General features: G+C 64.6%; 14 protein-coding genes. All 14 read right to left on the reverse strand.

Annotation, left to right across the window (positions count from 1 at the left end; genetic code table 11):
* Positions 1-12: 12 nt before the first annotated feature.
* The 14 genes from H585_RS0101920 to H585_RS0101985 all read right to left on the reverse strand — a co-directional run bounded on the left by H585_RS0101920 (position 13) and on the right by H585_RS0101985 (position 17,177).
* Positions 13-1,518, reverse strand: coding sequence for an O-antigen ligase family protein (locus tag H585_RS0101920; RefSeq protein ID WP_027366543.1), 1,506 nt, complete (start codon positions 1,516-1,518; stop codon positions 13-15).
* Positions 1,519-1,563: 45 nt separating this feature from the next.
* On the reverse strand, positions 1,564-2,793 hold the full coding sequence (locus H585_RS0101925; RefSeq protein WP_027366544.1) for a glycosyltransferase family 4 protein: 1,230 nt from the start codon (positions 2,791-2,793) through the stop codon (positions 1,564-1,566).
* Positions 2,790-3,710, reverse strand: coding sequence for a glycosyltransferase family 2 protein (locus H585_RS0101930; RefSeq protein WP_014258922.1), 921 nt, complete (start codon positions 3,708-3,710; stop codon positions 2,790-2,792). The genes H585_RS0101925 and H585_RS0101930 overlap by 4 nt, the downstream gene beginning before the upstream one ends.
* 143 nt (positions 3,711-3,853) lie before the next feature.
* Positions 3,854-5,029, reverse strand: coding sequence for a sugar transferase (locus tag H585_RS0101935; protein WP_244432454.1), 1,176 nt, complete (start codon positions 5,027-5,029; stop codon positions 3,854-3,856).
* A gap of 102 nt (positions 5,030-5,131) precedes the next feature.
* Positions 5,132-5,884: a P-loop NTPase family protein gene (locus H585_RS0101940; RefSeq protein WP_014258924.1), complete on the reverse strand. Its 753-nt coding sequence runs from the start codon at positions 5,882-5,884 to the stop codon at positions 5,132-5,134.
* A 23-nt stretch (positions 5,885-5,907) separates the two neighbouring features.
* Complete coding sequence (locus H585_RS0101945; protein WP_027366546.1) at positions 5,908-7,398, reverse strand: AAA family ATPase; 1,491 nt, start codon at positions 7,396-7,398, stop codon at positions 5,908-5,910.
* Positions 7,389-9,002, reverse strand: a complete 1,614-nt coding sequence (locus H585_RS0101950; protein WP_027366547.1) for a GumC family protein — start codon at positions 9,000-9,002, stop codon at positions 7,389-7,391. The genes H585_RS0101945 and H585_RS0101950 overlap by 10 nt, the downstream gene beginning before the upstream one ends.
* 23 nt (positions 9,003-9,025) lie before the next feature.
* Positions 9,026-9,625: a polysaccharide biosynthesis/export family protein gene (locus H585_RS0101955; RefSeq protein ID WP_237707677.1), complete on the reverse strand. Its 600-nt coding sequence runs from the start codon at positions 9,623-9,625 to the stop codon at positions 9,026-9,028.
* A gap of 17 nt (positions 9,626-9,642) precedes the next feature.
* Complete coding sequence (locus H585_RS0101960; RefSeq protein ID WP_014258928.1) at positions 9,643-10,713, reverse strand: polysaccharide deacetylase family protein; 1,071 nt, start codon at positions 10,711-10,713, stop codon at positions 9,643-9,645.
* Entirely contained in the window at positions 10,710-11,843 is a 1,134-nt protein-coding gene (locus tag H585_RS0101965) for a GNAT family N-acetyltransferase (RefSeq protein WP_027366548.1), read from the reverse strand. The genes H585_RS0101960 and H585_RS0101965 overlap by 4 nt, the downstream gene beginning before the upstream one ends.
* 478 nt (positions 11,844-12,321) lie before the next feature.
* Complete coding sequence (locus H585_RS0101970; protein ID WP_051182901.1) at positions 12,322-13,749, reverse strand: sigma-54-dependent transcriptional regulator; 1,428 nt, start codon at positions 13,747-13,749, stop codon at positions 12,322-12,324.
* Between the two features lie 232 nt (positions 13,750-13,981).
* Complete coding sequence (locus H585_RS0101975; protein WP_027366550.1) at positions 13,982-14,863, reverse strand: F0F1 ATP synthase subunit gamma; 882 nt, start codon at positions 14,861-14,863, stop codon at positions 13,982-13,984.
* Positions 14,860-16,380, reverse strand: a complete 1,521-nt coding sequence (locus H585_RS0101980) for a F0F1 ATP synthase subunit alpha (protein WP_027366551.1) — start codon at positions 16,378-16,380, stop codon at positions 14,860-14,862. The genes H585_RS0101975 and H585_RS0101980 overlap by 4 nt, the downstream gene beginning before the upstream one ends.
* The gene (locus tag H585_RS0101985) at positions 16,377-17,177 is read right to left on the reverse strand and encodes a F0F1 ATP synthase subunit B family protein (protein ID WP_027366552.1); all 801 of its coding nucleotides are present in this window, start codon (positions 17,175-17,177) and stop codon (positions 16,377-16,379) included. Before H585_RS0101985 ends, H585_RS0101980 begins: the two co-directional genes overlap by 4 nt.
* Positions 17,178-17,180 lie beyond the last annotated feature (3 nt).

Consider the following 17,180-nt stretch of genomic DNA (forward strand, 5'->3'; position numbering starts at 1 on the left):
AAGCTCCTTGGGCTAGGTGGTGCGCGCTCCGGAGAGGCTTTCGGCCCTCTCCGGCATGGGTTCGCTGAACGCCTGACCCTCCAGGGCGGCCCTGCGCAGCTCCAAAGCCACCAGGTTCCTGATGAGCACGAGGAACAGCACCAGCATGTAGGACTGGTGCCGGTACGAAAAAACCGGGCCGGTCAGGAGCATGGGCAGCCAGACCCCGAACACCGCGGCGAGGCCGGCCACCAGCGGCCGCGCTGGACTGTCCGGCATGTCACGCCAGTAGCGACCGAGCCGGCGCATCGTATCGAAACCCAGCCAGAGAATGAACAGCAGTCCGGGCAGGCCCAGCTTCATCCAGATATATAGGAAACCGTTATGCACGACCTCCGTGGGCTGGTTCTCCTCAAGCCAGCCTCCCACCAATTCGCTCGGCACCGGAGAATGCTTTGAACCTATGCCCAGCCCTCGCACCGGCTGCTCCAGAAGGTCCTGCAACGTGTACCAAGCCTCCAGCTTGTGGTGCAGGTTGGAGTGCTGGCGCGTGTCGAAGAAGGTGGTGAAGCGCGCGCCGATACGCGCCAGCTCCCCGGACAAACCTCGTTCGCCATAAACCGCGCCCATGATGGCCAAGGGCACTGCCAGGGCCAGGCCCAGCAAGGCGTAGCGCACGAAACGCGCTCGCGCGATGCGGTCCGACCAGCGCCAGAGCAGCAGCCCGCCCAGGACCAGGCCGAGCCAGTGCGCGCGGCGGAAGGCGAACAATAGCGCGCCCAGCAAGGGCAGCGCGCCCAGCACAAGGAAGGCGTGCTGGCGTCCGCGCATTCTGCCGGTGGCCAGCAGTGCGGCCGCCAGGAACAACATGACCGAAAAGGCCATTAGTTCAGCCGAGTCGCGGCTGACGATGGTGTAGCTCTCGTAGATGAAGCCGCGTCCAGCAGCGAAGTAGGCCAACAGCAGGGCCGCTTTGACCGCACAGGCAGCGAAGAAAATGGCCAGGAATCGCCCGATGTGCTGGTAGGAGTCCAGGATGTTGGCGCAGATGAAGAAGCACAGCAGCGGGTAGATCCAGCGTGTGGAGTCCGTCTGCAGGTCTTCCAGGGGCCAGCCGCCGGCTTGGCCCGTCAGCCAGCCAAGAGCGATAATCCCGGCGAAAGCCACGATCCCCCAGGTCGAGACCAGGGATTTGCGCCGTTCCAGCAGAACCCTGCGAAAAAAGGTCAGCAGGGCCAGAAACAACAGGAAGCTGACCGTGGCCGGCGGAAATCCCGGCGGGTCCGGGTCGAGGATGGTCAGTGTCCTGCCGGGAATGCCATCGACCGTATCGGTGATGAACACGATCATGGCGAAAAAGATGCCCAGGCCGTACTCCGGCCTGAACATGGCCACGGCCGCCGCGGCTATGCCGATGGCCCCGCCCAGTGCGGCCTTGAGCGGCAGGAAGGCCAAGCCCGCCGCCGTCATCAGGCCGAGAAAGGAGATTGCCGCCAAGCCCAGCCCCTGGCGCGCGGCCGTCGCCTCGCGTGTAGTCATGACCGCAATCCTCCCTTGTGCGAGCCGCTGTTCAAAGCAGTGAACCTATTCACGGACATTCTGCGTGGCATGCATGACTCCTCGCGCGACCAGCAGGTCGCGATAGATGGCCACGAGCTTTTCCTGCTCGCTGGCCCAAGCGTGCCGCAGCGCCACTACCCGTCCCAGCCCAAGGATGGACTGGCGCTCGGCCGGGTCGTCCATGGCCCGGCGGATGGTTTGCGTCAGGCTGCTGACGTTGCCAGGCTCGAAGAAGAACAGCGTGCCGTCGTTGAAGTAGTCCCGCACGCCGCGCGTGTCTGGAGCTACCGCGGGCACGCCCTTGGATAAGTATTCGAGAATGCGCGTGGGCAGGTTCAACTCCGTGAACCTGTAGCGCTTGTTGGGAATCACGCCGAGATCCGCCTCGGGAATGACCCGCGCGATCTCCTCCAGGGCCACGCGGCCGCGATAGTCGACGCTTTCCTCCAGGCCCAGCTCGTCGCGCCTGCGCAGGAACTCCTGCACGAAATCACCCTCGCCGTAGACCACCAGCTCCACGGCCCGGCCTTCGGCGCGTAGCGCGGCCACGGCTTGCAGCAACGAATCCAGTCCGTGCCGTTCCACGATGGTGCCGTGGTACATGAGCCTGAAAGGCCCTTCTCCCACGGGCCGCATCCGCGGTTCGGGCCAATCCCCGAACACGCTCTCGTCAGGCGAATTCAGGACCACGCCCATGCGTTCGACCGGGCAGCCGCGCGAGACGAACAGCACCCGGAAGGCCTCGTTGGCCGTTATGCAATGGTCGGCGTAGTTCATGGCCCAGCGCTCGATGCCGAGCAGACCGCGTATGGCCGGATGGTTTTCCGCCAAGCCGTATTTGCTCATGTAGACCTCGGGCATGGGATCGTGCAGGTCCAGGACGACCTTGGCGCCCATGAGCTTCGGCACGGCTGCGGCGGCCACGATGAAGTCTGGCATGTTGTGCGCGTGCACCACGTCCCAACGCCTGGACGGCGCGTGGCGGGCCAGGTGCGCCGCGGCCAGGCCGATGAAGCTCGCGTATTGATAGATGTAGCGCAGCTTGCCGGTGCGCTTGCGGCGCACGGGCAGTCGGTGCACGTTAACGCCTTTGACCACCTCGCGGGCGGGTTCCCCTGGCTCGCGCAGGCAGACGATATCCACCTCCATGCCCCGGCGTTCCAGGGCCTCGGCGTCCCGGCGCACGCGCGGGTCGTCTGGGTAATTGGAGAACACGACCATGCAGACCTTGCCCTGCAGCAGGCCGGCGGTCATCTCTGCACCCCCATGCCGCGCCAAAAGAGCGCGCGCAGCCGCGTAAGCTGTTCGCGGCGGTGGTATGCGGCCACATTCTCGGGGATGCGCTCCTCGGGGTTGCCCGCGCAGTAGCCAGCCAGCCTGGTCAGGCTGCCCACGACGTAAGGCTTCTCGGCCAGTCGATAGAGGATCTTGACCGCCTCGTAGGCCGGATGGGTGCGCAGGGCGCTGTCGGCTTGGCCCTGGCGGAAGCGCGCCGCGAGGATGCCCTTGTTGCCGCCCGTGCGCTTGTGGTGGTGCACGACGAGATCCGGGAATGCCCTCACCTGCCAGCCTTTCATGCGCGCCACGATCTCGGCCAGGGCGTCCTCGCTGCCGCACTTGAGCGGCATGAGCCCGCCGATTTCCTCGAAGCACTCGCGGCGGAAGAACTGCACGGCGCCGCACACGCTCCAGGGCTTGGACAGCACCCGGTAACGCCGCTTGCCGTCATGGTCGTAGCGCCGCACGCCGCCGGCCAGCCCCAACTTCGGCTCCCGCAGCATGCGCCGCATGACCGTCTCGTAGTAGGTCTGGCCCAGGGTGATGTCCGCGTCCAGGTTGCCGATGAACTCGTAGTCCACGCCCGCCAACTCCCGCACTCCCGCGCTGAAGGCCCGCACCTTGGAGCCGAAGTTGTATGTCGCGTCGGACGATCGCGAGACAAGGCGCAGGAACGGCAGCCGCTTGGCCATATCGCGCACCACTCCCGCCGTATTATCCGTGCTCCCGTCGTCCACCACGACCCAACGTTCGGGCAGCCGCGTCTGGCGCGCCACGGCCGCGATGGTCCGGCCGATGGTGCTTTCTTCGTTACGGGCCGGCGTGACCAGCGCGTAGCGCATTGGCGTTTCCATATCCGTCTCGTTATCCATGAGCATTGCCAAAGCCAGCATGTCTCCTTCCCTCCTCCATGTGCGGTGCTCGACGCGCCGCTTGCGTTGCGCGCTTGCGGCCGGGCGCAAGCGCCGGGCGGCGCACAAAGGCAAATGAGGCGCGTCAGGCCGATCCCGGCAGGCCACGCGCGAACTTCGCGGCCTCAGGCATTTCCGGCCGACCCCTTGGCCCGCTGATCCTTGCCGAGTCCGTCCAGCAACTGCCGGACAATGGCCAGGGGCGTGCGCAGGATGATCATCAGGTCGAACCACAGGGAGAAATTGTTGGCGTAGAAGATGTCCAGGCGGGCCATCTCCTTGAAGGTCAGCCTGTTCTTGCCGCTGACCTGCCACAGGCCGGTCATCCCCGGCGTGCAGTCCAGCCTGCCCCGGCACCATCGATGGTATTTGGCCACTTCATAGCCGATGGGCGGCCTCGGCCCCACGAGACTCATGTCGCCGCGCATCACATTCAGGAGTTGGGGTAGTTCGTCGATGCATAGCTTGCGCAGCAGCCTGCCGCCGCGGATGATGCGCGGGTCCCTGGCGTCCAGCTTGGTCATGGGCGCCTCGCCGTCGGTGATGACGCGCGTCATGTAGTCCTGGTGACGTGATTCGCCCAGATCCACGGCCATTGTCCGGAATTTGAGCATGGTGAACGGCCTGCCCCCCCGGCCTATGCGCTCCTGGCGGAAGAACACCGATCCGGGAGATACGCTCCGTATCCATAGGCCCGCGAGGAGCATGAAGGGCGAGGCCACGAGCAACGCGAGGCCCGAGCCTGCGATATCCAACAGTCGTTTCCAGGCCGGATGCGGCTTGGCGAACAGGCCTTGGCAGGCGTCAATGCGCTTCGCGCCGATGCTTTCGGTCTCGCTTGCGGCCTCAGGGGCCTTGTCTTTTTGCCCGCTTTCCTGGCTTTTGGGACGGCCGGAACCTTCTCCGCCATCGCGGCCGGGGTAGGCGAACACGACATAGCGAAAGCGCTCCCGCTGACCATTGCCCAACACGGATTCGGCGAAGATGCGCGCCGAGGCCCCCGAAGCACCGTAGAGGATCACCCCGAGACGGCCGCCTTCGCACCAGCCGGCCTCGTCCGAAAGCCTGGCCCGGTCGACGACCACGCGGGCCAGCTTGCCCAGGCCGTTGACCGAGTTATTGGAAGGCGAACCCGGCTCCTCGCCAAGCTTGACGTCGGACTCGCCTTCAGGCTCGCCGTCGAGCTCGCCCTCGGATTCAAAGGTCACCAGGGCGAAGGGATGGCCGCACCGCTCGGCCCGTTGCCGACTCTTGTCCAATGCCCGCTTGAAGTTCCGCAAGTCGAGAAGGCCGGGCACCATTGGGAGTGCGCCCGCCTTTCCGTGAGTGATTCGCCTGAACATGTCGGTAATTAGCACTATGAAGCCCTCGCCTCGTTGCATGCGTTGCCGCCAAATGCGTGCTCAAATCCGTTCATAAATGAACTGCGGGATGGGATAATCCCGCTTGTTGAGCAGCACGCCGAGGATGTTCCCGCCCGTGGCGCGGATGCGGTTGGCCACGGTGTCCGCCACCTGCCAGCGGGTTCTGCCTGCCTCCACCACAAGCACCACTCCGTCGCTCAGGCCGGACAGGGACAAGCCGGCTGGGCTTTCCGCCGCCGCAGGCGAATCCACCAGCACAAGGTCGAAGGTGGAGCGCACGGAATCGAAGAAGTCCTTGGCCTTACCCTGGTTGTGCATGAGCTGGTGGGGACGCCCACGGCCCTTGACCTTGGTTACGTAGAGCGAGGTGTCCGCGATGCGGAAGAAGGACGCCGGAGCCAGCTCGCCCTTGCCATCTCCCGAGCCGTTGCCGTCCTCGGAATCCACGCTTTTCTCGGGCCGTATGTCGAAATGGTCGGCCTGCGCCGAGCGCTCATGGTTCGAATCCAGCAGGAGCACCTTGCGCCCCAGCACCAACGTGGTCACTTTGGCGAATTCCCGGCACAACTCCGTTGATCCCTCGCCAGGCAAGGCGCTGACGAACTGCACTACATGGCCGCCCTTGCCGGGCAGGAGCGTGGTGATGTTCTGGTGCAGGCCGAGCAGCGTCTCCTTGAGCGACTCGCTCAACCTGCCGAGTTTGAGGTTCTGCCGGCCAGGGCCGGTCAGGGCAGGCCTGCCCTCTTGCGCTATCTTTTCCGACCGCTCCAGGGCTTCATAGATTCTGGTCATGGCGTCCTCTCAGCTTCCAAGGTTCAATTGCCGCCCAGGGGCGGGATGATCAGGACTTGCCCCACGGCGATGTAATCCGGGTCCACGATGGACGGGTTTGCCGCCAGTATGGCGGTCAGCTCCCGCTGTCCGCAGAAGCCGTAAGCCTCGATGCACAGCTTGGTCAGGTAGTCTCCCGGCTGAGCCGTGACCCGCGCGGCGTCTGACCAGGCAAGGTTCGCCCAGGCAAGGCCCGTCTGTGTCGCCAAGCCTTGGGCCGGGGATGCCGGAGCCGGCTCCTCACGCGTCGAGGGCTCCTCCGGCATCCCTGCCCGTGGGCTGAAGGCCGCCGGCCGCTCTGCCACGGCCGGCTCCCGCGACTCGGTGCGACCGGCCCCCGGGGCCGGCTGGGGCGACGGTTTAGGAGCTTCAACCGTCGTCGCCATGGGGACCGAAGCCTGCGGGGCATCTCCCTGGCCTCCAGGCCGGGTCGGAGCTGTCCGCATCTCCTGCCCGGCTTGAGGTGCTGGCCTGGACGCTTGCCCGGGAGGCGAGGCCTGCCATGCCGTTCCCTCCCCTTGAGGCGGCATGGCCTGGGTCGCTGCGGGTATGATTGCGCTCAGGCGTTGGTGCAGCACCTCGCGATACGTATAGGTAGGCAGGAGCAGGGCGCCGGTGAGACACAAGGCCGCCAGCACCGGCTTCCAGAACGGCTCCCTCGTCCTGGCCTCGCCGTGGTGGTCGCGGATGACCTGGTCCACGATGTTCTTTGTCACCGGCTTGCACTGCAGCCCGTAACTCGCGATAAGCGCATTATCGGCGATGATGTTGATGGTGCGCGGGATGCCTTTGGCATAGCGCACGATCTTGCTCTCGGCGCCCCGGGTGAAGATCGTCTCGGGCCGCGAGGAGGCGTGGGACAAGCGGTGGCGGATGTACTCCCGGCTCTCCTGCTCGGTGAGCGGAAAAACGGTCGTGCGCACCACCACGCGCTGCTTGAGCTGCCGAAGCTCGGGCCGGTCCAGCTTGTCCCTCAACTCGGGCTGGCCGATGAGCACGACCTGGATGAGCTTGCGTTTGGTCGTCTCCAGGTTGGAGAGCATGCGCAGGTTCTCCAGGGTGTCCAGGGGCACGTTCTGGGCCTCGTCGATGAGCAGCACCACGTTGCGGCCCGTGTTGTACTCGTTGATGAGCTCCCGGTAGAGCTGCTGGAGCATGGAGTGCACGCTGTCGCCCTCGGGCTTGAGCCCCCACTCCTGAAAGATGGTCTCCAGCAGCTCCTTGAAGGTCACCTTGGAGTTGAACACATAGATGGGCCGAATCTCGTCGCGGTCGGCCAGCTCCAGGTAGGAGCGCACTATGGTGGTCTTGCCCAGGCCGACCTCGCCCAGAATGCACACGAAGCCCTTGCGATTCTCGATGCCGTAGATGATGGACGCCAGAGCCTCCTTGTGGCTTGGGCTGAGGTAAAGGAACTTGGGATCGGGAGTGATGTGGAACGGCTCCCGATCGAAGCGGTAATAGTCTAGATACATTGGACGAAGTCCCTTTTGGAAACCGAGGCCAGCACGGGCAGGCCGATCCGGTTGCGCACATGGTCGGGTGTGTGCAGACTCTGGTCGAAGTATTCCAGCAGGAAGGCCAGGGCGATGCCGCCCAGGATGCCCAGGAACATGCCCAGCACGAGGTTGACCAGCGTCCTCGGCCCCAGGGGCAGCATGGGCAGAGTGGCCGGCTCGATGACGCTCACGTTGGACACGAGGCTCTTGTCCATGGCGTTGGAGATGGCCGACCGGCGCATGGTGTCGTAGAAGTTGGCGTAGTCCTGTTTGAGCAGCTCCACTTCGCGCTCCATGCTGTCCACTTCGCGCTCCTTGCTGACCAGGAAGCTCAGACGGTCCTGCAGCCCGGCCTGCTGCCCCTCGAGGGCGGTCTTGCGCGCCCGCGCTGCCGACAACTCGGCCTCCTCGGTGCGCATGGCCAGTTGCAGCGCCTGCACATTGGGGTCGATACCCGTGGTGATCTCTCCGCCCACCTTCTGCTCGTCTGCCAGGGCTTCCCGGGCAACGCGGATTTGCTCGCGCACCTGCACGAGGGGCCGGTAGCTGTCGGCGTAGCGCGAGGAGAGATCGATCTCCCGCAGGCGCAGTTCCAGGAGCTGCTGTTTGATGCCCTCGGCCGCGGTATTGGCGCGCCCTTCCACCCGGTTGAGCACGATGGTCTCGGAGCGGCCCTGCAGGGCCCTGCGCTGGGCATCGATGCGGGCCTGTGAGGCTTCGATGCTCGCATTGGTATCATCGATACGGCCTTGCAGGCCTTCGAGGCTCTCGATGAGCAGTTGGGTCTGACTTTGGATGGCGGCCAGCTTGAAACGCGTCTTGAAGGCTTCCAGCTCCTGCTGCTTGGCCTTCAGCCGAGCCCCGATGTCCGCGAGCTGGCTTTCGAAAAAGGCGGGCTGGGCCTGGGAGCTGTACACGTCCACGTGCTGGCGCTGGTATTGGTCCACCAGCGTGCTCAGGATCTTGTTGGCCGTGTCCGGATCACTGGATTTATAGCCCAACCAGATCACATTGGAGAGATCCTCGGGCGAAACCTGCAGGTTCTCCATGAGCGTGACGACCGCTTCCTCGCGCAGCTCGGCCTGCGCATCCGCCCCCCCCGGCCCGTCCCCGGACCAGTTCAGGCTACCGGCCAAACCAGCCAGGCCGGTGACTGCCGCGTGAAAGCCCCGGCGCACGCCGAAGAGCCCTTCATCGCGTATGGGGGCGTTCAGCACGAACTCGGGACCGAGAACGTCCACGGTTTTCTCGGCCAGGGTCTTGCTGGTCAGCAGTTGGACCTCGGAATTGATCTCGTTGCGCATGTCGCGGGTCACGGCCATGGTCGGACCGACCACGGCCGGGTCCACGGCCACGCTTTCGCGGCCCACCTTGACCAGCAGCTTGGTGTCCGAGCGATAGGTCTTGGGCATGAAGTAAGTGAACAGCCCAACGGCGAAGGTCACGCTAAGGAAGAAAGCCAGCGCGGCCTTTCTGCGCCGGAAGAGCACCGCCAGCATCTCGCGCAGGGAGCTGCCGGGCCGGGATTCGGGCTCCAGGATCAGGGCCGAACCGAGCTGAAGTGGTTGTCTAGTCTGCATGTTGTTTCTCCATTATCCGTGGCCTAATATGAGGGCGGTACGTAGATGACGTCGTTGGGCTTGAGGAAGAAAGGCGCCTGATCCGGGTTCATGAGATCGACGCTCGTGGCCAGGCGTCTGCCTTCCATTTGGCGGAAGACCACGACCTTGCTGATGTCGGCCGAGAGCCGCTTGAAGCCTCCGGCGGCCATGATGGCCTCCAGGGGCGTCATGCTGCCAGCCAGCTCGATGGCTCCGGGCTGCTCCACCTCGCCGCCGACCATGATCTGCCTGGCCGCCCGCTCGCGCAGGATGACCTTGATGGCCGGATCCTTGAGCTTGTCCTTGTGCAGGTCCTCCAGCTTCCGGCACAACTCCTCGGGCGTAAGGCCGGCAGCCTGGATGTTTTCCACGAGTTGCAGGGATATACGCCCATCACGACGAATCCGCTGGGTATCATCCAGCTCGGGCCAGTAAAGAAACTGAACCTCGATCTCGTCACCCGGCTCCAGCTGGTCGCCGGCCTCGTTGGTCCAGGCCATGGGTTCCTTGGTCACCACGCCGGCGGGCTTCTGGGCACAGGCGAACAACCCCGCTAGAAGCAGCAGCGACAGCGCCGCCAGCAACGTCATTTGGGCACGCATGCCGTTTCCTCCGTATTTCAACATGTTCTTCTCCTCCTGCCTGCCTCGAACATCTCCATGGCCTCGGGCAACAACCTGCGCGCGTGGTCGCGCAATGCCGCGGATTTGATCTTGGCCAGCAAACTCCCCACATCGTCGTTGCCATGCACCGAAACCCGCTGCAGCCGATAGCGGTCCGAGGCGCAGTGGTTGAGGCCCGGGGTCGTGGTCACGGCCAACCGGAAACCCTGGCGGGCCAACTGTTCCTCGACGTCGCCCGGGATGTGCGCCGGGCCTCCGAAAGGATAGGCGAACAAGGTCACGGGACTCTGCAGCTCGGATTCGAGACGCGCCTTGGAGGCCGCAAGCTCCACGCTGCCCCAGTCCGCACAAGCCGAGAGCACTGGATGATTCACGGTGTGCGAGCCGATGGTCAGCAGACCATCATCGCTGGCTCGGCGCAGCTCGTCCCAGGTGCTGAATCCGTTGCGCTCCGGACGTGCCATTTCCGGGAAAAGCTCCTCGGCCACGGAGCTGGCCCGTCCGCCGTTCTCCATGCAGCGCCGCAAGGTCACGGCGTTCATGGCCCACAGCAGCCTGTGCCGCCCACGCAGGGAGCGCGTGTCGAAACACCAGGAAAAGCCGTTGTCCCGAAAACGAACCATGCTTGCCACGGCAGCCCGAGCCGCCTGGAAGTTCATGTCCCACCAGGGCACGATCGCCGGATCGTCCACGAAGCCCGTGGATACGAACAGCGTGGCAGGGACGCCTGTGTCGCGCAGCACAGGCAGCCCCAGACGCAGGTTGTCGGCATAGCCGTCGTCGAAGGTCACGGATACGCACAGTCCGCGAGGTTCGTGCCCCTGGCTCATCCGCTCGTGCAACTCGGCCAGGCTGATGACCTCGGCATGGCGGCGCAGGCCGAGCAACTGTTCGCGCATGCGCCCCACATGGGTGTAAAGGCTCGGCAGGAGCCGGCAGTCCATCCAGTCGGTGGTCAGGCGGTGGTAGTACAGAATGGCGTAGCCTTGCGGCGTGCCGCACAGGCGCATGGCCATGTTGATCCCCGCCAGCATCGTGGTCTTGAGTGTGGGCGCGAGCGGGCTCATGCTACCCTCCTTTGCCTCATGCGCTTGAGGGTATTCACCGCGGAGCCCAAGGTCGCTTTGGCTTGGCCGCGCCAATACGCGTGCCAGGAAAACTTGAGGCCGCCGCCGCCCACGCCGGCCACCAGGTTCAGACAGCGAATGTGCTGCTTCGTCCAACTGAGCTTGTAGGGTTCGTCGCCCTGCAGAAAGTCGAAGCCCTGCCAGCCGCTCGCACAGCCCAGCTCCATGAGCATGCTCACGTGCAGCTTGGTGGGCGACATATAGGAGTATTCCTTGTGGTAGGCTGTCTTGTAGTAATAGAGCCAGCCCTCCGAGAGGAAACCCAAGTGGTAGGATACGCGCCGTCCATCGATGCACAGGCTGGACAGGTGCAGACCCTTGCCCCACAACGATCGCGCCATGCCCCGGTAGTATTTCTGGTGGGAAAGGTTCGCGAACTCGCTGGGTTGCGACTCGGCATGCCATTTGTTTCGGTGGGTGGCGAACAGCTCCTCCAGCCAGCCGGATACGTCCTGCCGCCTTTCGATCACCTCCAGGGACAGGCGACCGTCGAGCTGGCGCCTGCGCCTGCGAATGTCCTGGCGCAGCTTGGCGCTCCAAAGCTCCTCGGCCTTTGCGTAACTGTCGGGCAGGCGCAGATAGGGGCAGACGCTTTCTTTCGCGACCATGGGCCAGCCGCGCGCCGAGATATAGCGCTGCACGGTCTGTGCGGCCGGATGCGTTAGCGGCAGGTTCCTCCAGACCAGCACCTGGCCCGAGGCCCGCTCGAAGAGCGCTGCAAGCATGGGCTCCAAGGCTGACTCGCGGCCCTTGGCCAGGATCGGCACTTGGTAGTCCGCGCAATAGCCCGTCATGGGCTCAAGATAGGTAGAGAAAAAGTCCACGCTGCGGCCGCGAGTGCGAGACATGGGCAGCAAGCCCGCCAGCCGCCCTTCGGTGCGTGCCGTGGCGACCATGGGCCGGCAAGAGGAGGCCCGGGCCTCCATCCAGGGCAGATGCCACTCGGGCCTGGAAAAGACCCAGGGCGCGCCGTACACCTGATCGACGACGGACTCGCCCACGAGGTTCCCCCACTCGTGGGCAAGCGCGGACACGCCTTCCAGGTCCTCGATGACGTTCACCTCGAACACTCATTCCTCCCCATGCGGCTTTGGAGCCGTGCAACACCCAACCCTACAATTCGAGCATCAGCGGCTGCGCCGATCCCCATCGGGCGTATCCGTCTTCGGCCCTCCTTCAGGGCCAGCCTTTTCCGACCCCGTCGAGCCCCTTCCTTCTTCTCGTCAGTCTCCTCGCCTATCTGCTCGCGCCCTGGCGCGTTTGTCTCTCCCATTACAAAGCCCTTGCCACTTTTAACTCGTGTATAATTTATTGTTATTACAGGATATTTGCATGGACTCGGCAGACGTGACTGGCTGCTTTATCGGGCAGCAAGAACGGCTTCTCAAGAATGAAGAATCCTCCTACACGCCATGGGCTGTTCGGAAGAACGACTCTGTCGGACATGAAGGAATTCAGGGAGATGTCGGATGCGGGATGCGCGATAGCCGGCGAAAGCCCAATCAGGCCAAGATGCGGCTGGGAAGTGAAAAGAGAATGCGCAGCGGATCAGCGCACGTTGTGCTTGCGCAGCAGGCTGTAGAGGCGGGCTTGGCTCAGGCCGGAGAGAGTCAAGGCTTGTCGGAAATCACCGCCCGATGCGTTCATGAGACTGGACAGATAGCGTTCTTCAAGATTTTCCAGGCCGCGCTTGCGGTATTCACTCCAGGCCGTGACCTCGCCCGTCGAGTCAGCCCGGACCTTGATCGTCCGCTCGATCTGCTCGCCCTTGCCGTTACCCGAAATCACGAACTGCAAGCGCAGATCCCTGGGCAGATGGGGCGGGAAAAGAATCTCTTCCATGGGCGCAGAGGCCACCAGGGCCTCCACCACATTGGCCAATTCGCGGATGTTGCCGGGCCAGGAATGGCGCGAAAGGAGCCTGAGCAGCTCGGGCGAGACGATCTTCTGCGGCAGGTTGTTCTTGCGGCAGACGCGCGTCATGAGGCAGTCGACCAGCTGGGGCAGGTCGTCCGCACGCTCACGTAGAGGCGGCAGGACCAGCAGGGCCGACTTGATGCGGTAATAGAGATCCTCGCGGAAGCGGCCCTTGGCCACCAGCTCCTGCAGATCCTTGTTGCAGGCGCAGACCAGCCGGAAGTCGCTGGACACCTCGCGGTCGTCGCCCACGGGGCGGAAGCTGCGCGTTTCCAGCACGCGCAGGAAGCTTTTCTGCATGTCCATGGCCAACTCGCTGACCTCGTCCAGGAAGAGCGTGCCGCCGTCGGCCCTCAGCACCAGACCGGGCTTGTCCATGGTCGCGCCGGTGAAAGCGCCTTTGCGGTGGCCGAACAGCTCGCTGGCCATGATGCTCTCCTGGATGGAGGCGCAATCCACGATCACGAACGGCCCCGAAGACCTGGGGCTGTTGGCGTGCACTGCCCTGGCGAAGAGCTCCTTGCCCGTGCCGGTTTCGCCGTAGATGAGCACGTTGGCTCCGCTACGCGCGGCCCTGGCCATGCTGTTGACGCATTCCAGTATCTTGGGGTTGGAGCCGATGATGCCCTCGCGGAGGCAGGGCAGCGCGGAAAGCTTGCGCTCCTGGTAGTCCAGGGCACGCAGAAAGGATAATCGCAGACTTTGGGGCGTGTCGGTCTTCTCTATATAGTCCCAGGCACCGTTCTGGATGGCCAGCTCCGCGCCGTCGTTGCTGCACGAGGAGGTGATGATGGTGACCTCAGGGCCGTAAGCCAGGCTCTTGAGCTTGGGCAGCAGATCCAGGCCGTTGCCGTCAGGGAGCTGCACATCCAGGATGATGAGGTCGAAGTCCGACTTGCGCACCTCCTCCATGCCCTGGGCCAATGTCCTGGCTTCCGCCGCCTCATGGCCCTCCTGGCGAATCAGCTCGCCAAGGGCAAGACTGAACAGCGCGTCGTCGTCGATGATGAGTACTCTGCCCACGGATCTCCCCCGGTCGTTGTCACCCGGCATGCGCATGTTGCTTCCTGCGCAGGCCTCCTACGCCTGGCGCATGATGCGAGCAGGACATGCCCGATGCGACGGACCCCACGGCCCCGTCAGCAAGCGCTAAAAAACCTCCCCAGCCGCCCCCATGCGGCTGTAGATGGCGCGAACGCCGCCTTTCATGGCCGATTAGAGCAGGTTCGGAATTATTTACAAGAACGCACGGTTATAAATCACGTCGAATCATCGGCGTGTATTTTGTCGTCTAGCTTTCGTCGCGATCCCGCAGGGCCTCGAAGCCCGAGACCACGTCCATGAGCTCGCCGGTGATCTGGGTTTGGCGCGCCTGGCGATACTCCATGGTCAGCCGGTCCTTCATCTCGTCGATGTTCTTTTCGGCGGACTGCATGGAGCTGAGCCTGGCCGCGTTCTCGCTGGCCAAGGATTGGCCGAAGGCGCGGTAGAGGGAGATGAACAGATACTGTGAAAAGAGGTGGCCGAAGAAGTCCTTGGGGGCCATGTTGATTTGCGGCAGCGAGCGCTCGGGCCAGGTGCGCTGCTCGAAGCGAGCCGCCCACTCCTGGTCCAGGGGCAGGAGCTTGCGCAGGCGCGGCTCATAGACCGAGCCCTTGGCGGGCCGGTTGTTGAGCAGGTAGAAACGCAGTATGCCCTGCTCCCGCCGCTGGCGGTCCATGTGCTCGATGATGGCCATGACCTCCGTGTCCACGGCCGAAAGGCTGCCCGGCAACTGGAAGTGCATCCGCACGTCCCGGCCGGAATCCACGAGCCCGCCAAGCACGCGTTCCCCCGAGACCCAGTAGCTAACGTCCTCGCCGTCCTTGCGCAGGTCCGGCTCGCGCCGCTCGATCTCCTGCAGGATTACCTCGTTGAACTGGCCGCACATGCCCTGATCCGAGCCGATGGCCAGCACCACGGCCGGGCCCTTGGCCTCCACCAACGGAAAGCCGCCCGCGCGCAGGAAGAACACGAGCCAGGCCAGATTAATTGTGCGGCCGTATTCCGCCAGTGACTCCACGGCCCGCTCGTAGGTGCGGATGTTCACAGAGGCCATGGCCTTCATGGTCTTGACTACCGAGAGCAGCTCCGTGGCGGTCTTGATCTTGCGCTCCAGGGCCTGGATGGTCATGGCCGCGCCAACCCCTCCAGGGCCGTGCGCAGGTGCTCGCGCAGCTCGTCCCACACGGGCGCGCTCTTGGCTGCCCCGGCGATGTCTTCGTCCATGTTGGGCCAGCGCTGCCTGGCGCTGTCGATGATGCGCTCCTGAGCCTGCCTGATCCTGTCCACGGGCAACTCGTCCAGCAACCCTTCCGAGACCGCGAAGAGCACGGCCACCTGCTCGCCGGCCGAGAGCGGGTTGAACTGACTCTGCTTGAGGACCTCGCGCACCCGACGGCCGTGCTCCAACCGCTTGCGCGTGCGCTCCTCCAGGCGCGTGCCGAAACGGGCGAAGGTCTCCAGCTCCTGGTACTGGGTATAGGAGAGCCGCAACTGGCCGCTGACCTTGCGGTAGCCCGGCAACTGGGACTTACCGCCCACGCGCGACACGGACATGCCCACGTCCACGGCCGGCAGGATGGATTTGATGAACAGGTCGGGCGAGACGTAGATCTGGCCGTCGGTGATGGAGATGAGATTGGTGGGGATATAGGCCGAGATGTTCTGGGCCTCGGTTTCGATGATGGGCAGGGCCGTCAGACTGCCCCCGCCCAGCTCGGGCTTGAGGTGCGTGGCGCGCTCCAGCAGCCGCGAGTGGATGAAGAAGATGTCGCCGGGATAGGCTTCGCGGCCCGGCGGCCGGCGCAGCAGCAAGGATAACTGGCGGTAGGCGCGCGCGTGCTGGGTCAAGTCGTCGTAGACGATGAGCACGTCGCGGCCCTGGTTGCGGAAGTACTCGGCGATGGATGTCGCGGCGTAGGGCGCCACATACTTGAGGCCGGGCGGGTCCTCGCCATCCACCACGACCACGGCCGTGTAGTCCAGGGCGTCGTGGCGATGCAGTTCGGCCACCACGCGCGCCAGGCTGGAGCTGCGCTGGCCTATGGAGCAGTACACGCACAGGACGTTCTTGCCCCGCTGATTGATGATGGCGTCCACGGCGATGGCCGTCTTGCCGGTCTGGCGGTCGCCCAGGATCAGCTCGCGCTGGCCTCGGCCTATGGGGATGAGCGCGTCGATGACCTTGAGTCCCGTGAGCAGCGGCCGGGACACGGGCGCGCGATCCATGATAGCCGGCGCGGTCTGGTGGATGGGCCAGCGGTCCTCCTCGCGCACGGGGCCCTTGCCGTCGCGGGGATTGCCCAAGGGGTCGATGACGCGACCGAAGAGCTCGCGGCCCACGGGCACGTTCAGCACCTGATTGGTGCGAACCACCTCCATGCCCGCGCTCGGGGACTTGGGCTCGTTGAGCAAAGCGATGCCCACGCGGTCCGCCAGGATCTCCATGGCCACGCCCGTGATATTCTTGCCGATGGTCAGCAGCTCTTCATAACGCACGCTGCCCAACCCCTCGGCCCAGGCCACGCCCGCGCCGACCTGGATAATTCGGCCGACCTCCAGATGCCGGGCTCCGGGCGCGTAACGCTCCAGGGCCTGATCCACAGAGCCCAGAGCTTCGTCGAGGGCGGACAGCAAGGTATCGCTCATCCCGCGCCTCCGGCCTCGGTCTGGAAGCCACCGCCACTGTTAGCTTTGTTGTCAGTTTCGCCCGCGCCCACGGCAAAGATCTCCTGTTCCAGATCACGCAGATAGCCGTGCAGGGTCCAGTCCCACTTGCGGTCCCCGGCCACGACCGTCAGACCCAGGCCCATGTCCGTGTCCCGCGAAACTTCGATATTCCTGGCTTCGGGAAAGACCTCATGCAGCTCCCGGCGCAGCCTCTGCCCGGTCTCCTCGGAAACCTGCCCGCCGATGCGCAGGGTCACCGCGCCCGCATGGACGAAGCCGTCGCCATCCTCGGCCTTGCGCCGGCGCAACTCGGACAGGAACTTGTCCGCGGCCTTGCGCTCCAGCGATTCGTCGGCCAGATCAGCCAGGGCCCTCCTGGACACGGTCAGCACCTGGCCCACGATGCGCTTGCGCATCTTCTCCAGCTCACGCTCGCGCTCCTGCCGCACGGCCTGCTGCCAGGATGCGCGCTTCTCCTCCACCTCGGCGTGGGCCTTGTCCATGGCCTCGTCCTTCCACTCCTTGATCTCCCGGCGGGCCTGGACCATGTGTTCGTCGCGCGCGCGCTCAAGCTCCTGGCGCTCGGACTGGAGTCGCTGGAGCTCTTCCTCGGCTTCGCGCCGGGTATTCCTGGCGTCCTCCAGGCGGCTGCGCACGCGCTCTTCCCGCTCGTGCATGGCGCGCAGGATGGGCCCGTAGAGGAGTCTCTTGAGCAGCCAGATCAGGATCAGGAAGTTGATGATCTGCGCTCCGACGGTGAACCAGTCGATAAGCACGGT

The sequence above is a fragment of the Desulfocurvibacter africanus subsp. africanus DSM 2603 genome, from assembly GCF_000422545.1.
GTDB lineage: Bacteria > Desulfobacterota > Desulfovibrionia > Desulfovibrionales > Desulfovibrionaceae > Desulfocurvibacter > Desulfocurvibacter africanus.

What these genes read in the sequence shown, in the direction of transcription:
- H585_RS0101970 (WP_051182901.1), bottom strand. Translation starts at nt 13,749, where the DNA reads ATGCGCATGCCGGGTGACAACGACCGGGGGAGATCCGTGGGCAGAGTA.
- H585_RS0101930 (WP_014258922.1), bottom strand. Translation starts at nt 3,710, where the DNA reads ATGCTGGCTTTGGCAATGCTCATGGATAACGAGACGGATATGGAAACG.
- H585_RS0101950 (WP_027366547.1), bottom strand. Translation starts at nt 9,002, where the DNA reads ATGCAGACTAGACAACCACTTCAGCTCGGTTCGGCCCTGATCCTGGAG.
- H585_RS0101945 (WP_027366546.1), bottom strand. Translation starts at nt 7,398, where the DNA reads ATGTATCTAGACTATTACCGCTTCGATCGGGAGCCGTTCCACATCACT.
- H585_RS0101940 (WP_014258924.1), bottom strand. Translation starts at nt 5,884, where the DNA reads ATGACCAGAATCTATGAAGCCCTGGAGCGGTCGGAAAAGATAGCGCAA.
- H585_RS0101920 (WP_027366543.1), bottom strand. Translation starts at nt 1,518, where the DNA reads ATGACTACACGCGAGGCGACGGCCGCGCGCCAGGGGCTGGGCTTGGCG.
- H585_RS0101980 (WP_027366551.1), bottom strand. Translation starts at nt 16,380, where the DNA reads ATGAGCGATACCTTGCTGTCCGCCCTCGACGAAGCTCTGGGCTCTGTG.
- H585_RS0101975 (WP_027366550.1), bottom strand. Translation starts at nt 14,863, where the DNA reads ATGACCATCCAGGCCCTGGAGCGCAAGATCAAGACCGCCACGGAGCTG.
- H585_RS0101955 (WP_237707677.1), bottom strand. Translation starts at nt 9,625, where the DNA reads ATGCGTGCCCAAATGACGTTGCTGGCGGCGCTGTCGCTGCTGCTTCTA.
- H585_RS0101960 (WP_014258928.1), bottom strand. Translation starts at nt 10,713, where the DNA reads ATGAGCCCGCTCGCGCCCACACTCAAGACCACGATGCTGGCGGGGATC.
- H585_RS0101935 (WP_244432454.1), bottom strand. Translation starts at nt 5,029, where the DNA reads ATGGTGCCCGGCCTTCTCGACTTGCGGAACTTCAAGCGGGCATTGGAC.
- H585_RS0101925 (WP_027366544.1), bottom strand. Translation starts at nt 2,793, where the DNA reads ATGACCGCCGGCCTGCTGCAGGGCAAGGTCTGCATGGTCGTGTTCTCC.